Origin of the sequence: Tateyamaria pelophila, assembly GCF_019966495.1 — a bacterium.
GTDB classification, from domain to species: Bacteria; Pseudomonadota; Alphaproteobacteria; order Rhodobacterales; family Rhodobacteraceae; genus Tateyamaria; species Tateyamaria pelophila.
In genome coordinates this window covers 1-4,376 of record NZ_JAIMIA010000212.1, presented here as the reverse complement: position 1 = coordinate 4,376, position 4,376 = coordinate 1, and the positions used below count along the sequence as shown (strand labels likewise).

Sequence of the window (4,376 nt, the reverse complement as noted above, 5' to 3'; positions counted from 1 at the left end):
CCCAGCCAGATCGTTCCCAGACTGGCCGATCAGGGGCAATATCTGGCCTCGGAATCCAGCTTTTACCGCATCCTGCGTAGCAATGGGCAGCAGCATCACCGTGGCCGGGCAAGGCGAGGCGTCCGGCGCAAACCGCCGACAAGCTATAAGGCCTGCGGCCCCTGTGAGGTCTGGACTTGGGACATCACCTGGATGCCGGGGCCGGTCGCAGGCATGTTCTTCTACCTGTATCTGATTGTGGACATCTTCAGCCGCAAGATTGTCGGCTGGGAGGTCCATGAACGCGAGGCTGCGGAACTGGCCGCAACGCTGATCCAAAAAGCTGTTTGGGCGGAGGCCTGTGTCTCGCGCCCATCAGTACTTCACGCCGACAATGGCAGCCCAATGAAGGGGGCGACGATGAAAACAACGCTGGAAAAGCTGGGCATCATGGCGTCCTACAGTCGCCCCCGCGTCAGTAACGACAACCCGTTTTCCGAGGCGCTGTTTCGCACCTGCAAGTATCGCCCGGACTGGCCGAGCAAAGGCTTTGCCACGAAGGCCGATGCGCAGGCGTGGGTGAAATCTTTCGCCACCTGGTACAACACCGAACACCTCCACAGCGCGATCCGCTTCGTCACCCCCAACACGCGCCACGGTGGACAAGAACGTGATGCCCTCGCAAACCGTACCATTCTCTATGCAAATGCACGTGCGCAAAAACCAGAACGTTGGTCAGGAAAGACGCGCAACTGGCAGCCCGCAGGACCCGTCTGGCTCAACCCAGAAAACGAAATCAGCGCGCCTGAAATCAGAGACGCCGCATGAAATCAGCGGACAACTTGTTTGACAAACACCGGTGCCGACCGATCAGTTGATCGATGCAGCCGCATGTCTGAAGGACCTCGAGTTGATCTGAGTTGCCTGGCCTCGGCCATCAGCGTGCGGCTCCAGTGCGTGGCGTTGGGCGGGGTTTCCTGTACAGTCTTGGCAATCACTTTCAGCCTTGTTTCCAGAGGCAACGGCGGCACGCGCGAGGGTCGTGTCTTGTCGCGCTTGAGACCTGCCACGCCTTCATCAAGATACCGCTCCTGCCATCGCCACACCGTCGGCTTTGACATCCCAGTCCAGCGCATGATTGCAACAGTGCCATGACCGCCTGCCGTCGCCAGCACAATCTTGGCACGCCAGACGAGCTTACGTGGGGTGTTCCGGTTTGTGATCAGGGATTGAAGCTCCAAGCGATCAGTGGGGCCAAGGTAAAGGCAGATGTCATCACGTCTCATACGCCCAATATCGCACATCGAGCCGCAAATGGGAATCTTGTGTCAGACGGCGAACACTAGCAGCCATGGCCGACCGGCTCCTGGATCGAAATACAACAAAGATCGATCCATCTTTGCCTATATAATACTCGCCATTTTTCGAATACCTGCCATTCTCAAGAACTCTAGGCTTCCGCATCGGCTTACTTCAGTTGCCAAAAGCCAGTTTTTGCAACTTGGCGATCCGCAAGCGAAGCGCCTGAACCAGCTGATCATGGACCCGCAACGTGGCAGAGATCTTGACGTTTTCAGCCTGCAAAGTCGTGATCATCGCCTTTAATATGGCGTCAACTTGGAAGCAATCAAAAGTATTCGGCAGATATTCGCGTGATTAGCCTGATGCGACTGGCCTCGGCGTAAAACTCGGCGGCCTTAAGACGAACAGCTTTTGCAAGATCAGGCGGAACTGGTTCCTTGCCTCTTACATCCAGATTGAGTTGGTAGCCAAGCTCGTCGTAAGCGATCGTTATATCTTCAAGCGCGTAATTTGGTCCCAAGATCTGCTCGATGGCTTGCTCGATTCCGGCGGGTATGTCCTTTGCTATGTCGACGTCGTAGGTGTTGGTACTGCTCCAGAAAAGCAACGCCGTGAAAGCCGCGATCAACACAGCGATGACACGAACAGGCCAGCGCAGTTTTTTTCTATTGCGAATACCCACAGCATAAAGAGCCACCATCGAAGCCAGCACAATCGCCACCATGTTTATGGTGAACAGCACAAATGCGCCAAGCGCGAGTTCAAATTCCGCCAACGATAGAAAAAGGCCAGAGGCCACGATTGGCGGGACCAGCGCTGCGGCGATCGCAACGCCGGGCAAGGCGGCGATCAAGTTGGATCTCGTTTGCGCGTAGGCGGCGGCCAAGCCTGACAAAAAGGCCACGGCAATATCAAGACGGCCAGGTCGCGCACGCGCAAACAATTCGCGGGTAGGTTCGTTAAAATTCCAGCTCAGCAACCCGATGACCAAACCAGCGAGTACGGCAACTAGCACACCACGTAAAAGAGCATGCGCGGACATCTTTGTCAGCATCAGGTTGCCCTGCACAAGCGCAAGGCCAAACCCGACGATTGGGGTCATCAGGGGTGCTACCAGCATGGCCCCGATAACAACCGCAGCAGAGTTTTGTATCAGACCCAAAGCGGCAATACTGGCCGACAGGACCATCAGGGCGACAAAATCAAAATTCCACTCCGCGTTGGACTGAACCCTTTCAACAAGCTCAACTCTTTCTGCATGGGCGATCTGTGGCACTCTCTGGCGCAGGGTATCCTTGACGATTTGACGTGTCTGGCTTGAAAACGGAGATGCCGACACTGTGATGGCCACCGGAATATTGAGACCAAGTCTCAAGCCAACGCTATGTTCCGGTCTTAAGGATGTGGCTGGAATCACGAGAAGATCATACGCACTTTCTTTCCAGAGCTGTCGTATCGCCTGCTGCAAATTGTCATCAACCGAGACGCAACGTTTGATACTTTGTTTTTTCAGACGAGGCAGTTTGGCAAGAAACTTATCCAATCTGCGTTCGCCGACTGGATATGCGTCGATGCCAATATCCGGATTGACCTGAAAAGCGGTCAAACCATTATTGTCGTCGGCCAGATCAGCAGCCAACCGCAGCGCAGCCTGTTGATTGCCGCCCGTGCGTTCGAGGACAGCAACCCGAGAGAAAGCCATATCTTCCGTAAAACCCTGGCAAATAATCACTTCGCACGGCAAAAATTCCAAGAGCCGCGACCGCTCAACGACAAGCTCGCGGGATTGGTCACTCAAGACATTACCCCTAACAGCGGTGAAAACATTGGCCCCATATGTATTAACAAGACCAATAATCATTTTACGGATCGAGGCGTAATTGTCAGCGTAGATTGCCTTGGCCAATACACGTATTTCTGCCGGGTTGTCGCCAGGGTCTGAGTGCTCTCCCTTGTCGCATTCTTCTTTGCGCAAGGTTGTGCCCGTCACATCGGGCGCCTTGTCTTTCAAGACTTCGATCGCACCGACTGACAAATCTGGATGCGCATGTATCGCTTGCTTTAATTCTGTGGTTGATGGGTGGTCATCGACAGTGGCCATAGCTGCCAGATCTATGTCAACCACGCGCTGTGGAACGACCTCAAATCGTTGAACAAAAACGATATCCATGTCGCGCAACTTGGCAAGATGTGCTGCCCATCGTACTTGCACAGAAATGGCAATGTCATGTGTAATCAGCGATATACAAACCGGCCGTCCCAAGTCTGAATATCCTAAATTACTAATCATAAAATGCTAGCCCGAATTATTCATGAGAGTGTTGTGAGGGTAGCGTAAGCGTTTGAAACTGGTTATTTTCTGTTTTCACAGTCAGAAAGCTCCGTTTCAAGGACCGACATTCCCTAGGTGGCATGCCTCTTGATGCCAAGATCACCTGATTTCTCTTACTGATCAAGCGTTTTGGGCCCTGGGCGGCGCGTGCATGGGCCAGAACGCTCGAATGCGGGCACGTCGGGCCGCAAACTCGCATCATCCTGGCCCTGCGTCGCCGCTCTTCAGTGCGGTGGACAGACCGGTTCTGCCGTTTCCGTTCAGTCTCTGTCAGGTCAAACGTCATACTTTACCCCACGTCCTACGGCGCACAGCACAGCGATGTCGAATGGCTGATTGGGTCAGGGCGTGTCCTTGACCCAACCGATTGGTTCATCGTCATTCCCAATATGTTCGCCAATGGTATGTCGTCGTCGCCCTCCAGCCGTGACGTCGTGGTGAATGCAATCCACAGTCTGGGCAGATGCCGTTTGGTGTCAGACTGCCGGATACAATCCACCCGCCGGATTCACTACTTTGACTCAAGTTTCAAGTGCAACACCAAGAGCCCGTTGGGCATAGGATGTTGCGATGGACAGACGAAGCAAGCACCTCAGCAGCGAGGAACGTGGCGTGATATTAGCCGAGCATAATAGAGGCAGCAGCCAGCGGTTGATCGGACAGCTTTTGCATCGACCAGCGAGCACGATCTGCCGCGAGCTTACGCGGGGTCGGCAGGAAGACGGGACCTATTGCCCGCAGACGGCTCGGCGTGCCTATGATA

General features: G+C 54.4%; 5 protein-coding genes. 2 read left to right on the top strand and 3 right to left on the bottom strand.

The annotated features are described in order from the left end of the window. Positions 1-807: DDE-type integrase/transposase/recombinase (locus LC354_RS26480; RefSeq protein WP_223428945.1), on the top strand; the 807-nt coding region annotated here is incomplete at its 5' end. A gap of 2 nt (positions 808-809) precedes the next feature. Here LC354_RS26480 and LC354_RS26475 read toward each other — a convergent pair. From LC354_RS26475 to LC354_RS26470, 3 genes are all read right to left on the bottom strand, one after another. Beyond that, complete coding sequence (locus LC354_RS26475; protein ID WP_223428944.1) at positions 810-1,265, bottom strand: helix-turn-helix domain-containing protein; 456 nt, start codon at positions 1,263-1,265, stop codon at positions 810-812. 187 nt (positions 1,266-1,452) lie between these two features. Further along, entirely contained in the window at positions 1,453-1,575 is a 123-nt protein-coding gene (locus tag LC354_RS27840; protein WP_263289639.1) for a hypothetical protein, read from the bottom strand. A 31-nt stretch (positions 1,576-1,606) separates the two neighbouring features. Then, positions 1,607-3,451, bottom strand: a complete 1,845-nt coding sequence (locus LC354_RS26470) for a TIGR00341 family protein (RefSeq protein ID WP_223428943.1) — start codon at positions 3,449-3,451, stop codon at positions 1,607-1,609. A 732-nt stretch (positions 3,452-4,183) separates the two neighbouring features. On the opposite strand from LC354_RS26470, the gene LC354_RS26465 reads away from it, so the two are divergent. Continuing rightward, a partial coding sequence (locus tag LC354_RS26465) for a helix-turn-helix domain-containing protein (RefSeq protein ID WP_223428942.1) occupies positions 4,184-4,376 on the top strand: 193 nt, incomplete at its 3' end.

Excerpts from the sequence above, each read along its gene's own strand:
- LC354_RS26475 (WP_223428944.1), bottom strand. The coding sequence starts at position 1,265 with ATGAGACGTGATGACATCTGCCTTTACCTTGGCCCCACTGATCGCTTG.
- LC354_RS27840 (WP_263289639.1), bottom strand. The coding sequence starts at position 1,575 with ATGATCACGACTTTGCAGGCTGAAAACGTCAAGATCTCTGCCACGTTG.
- LC354_RS26470 (WP_223428943.1), bottom strand. The coding sequence starts at position 3,451 with ATGGATATCGTTTTTGTTCAACGATTTGAGGTCGTTCCACAGCGCGTG.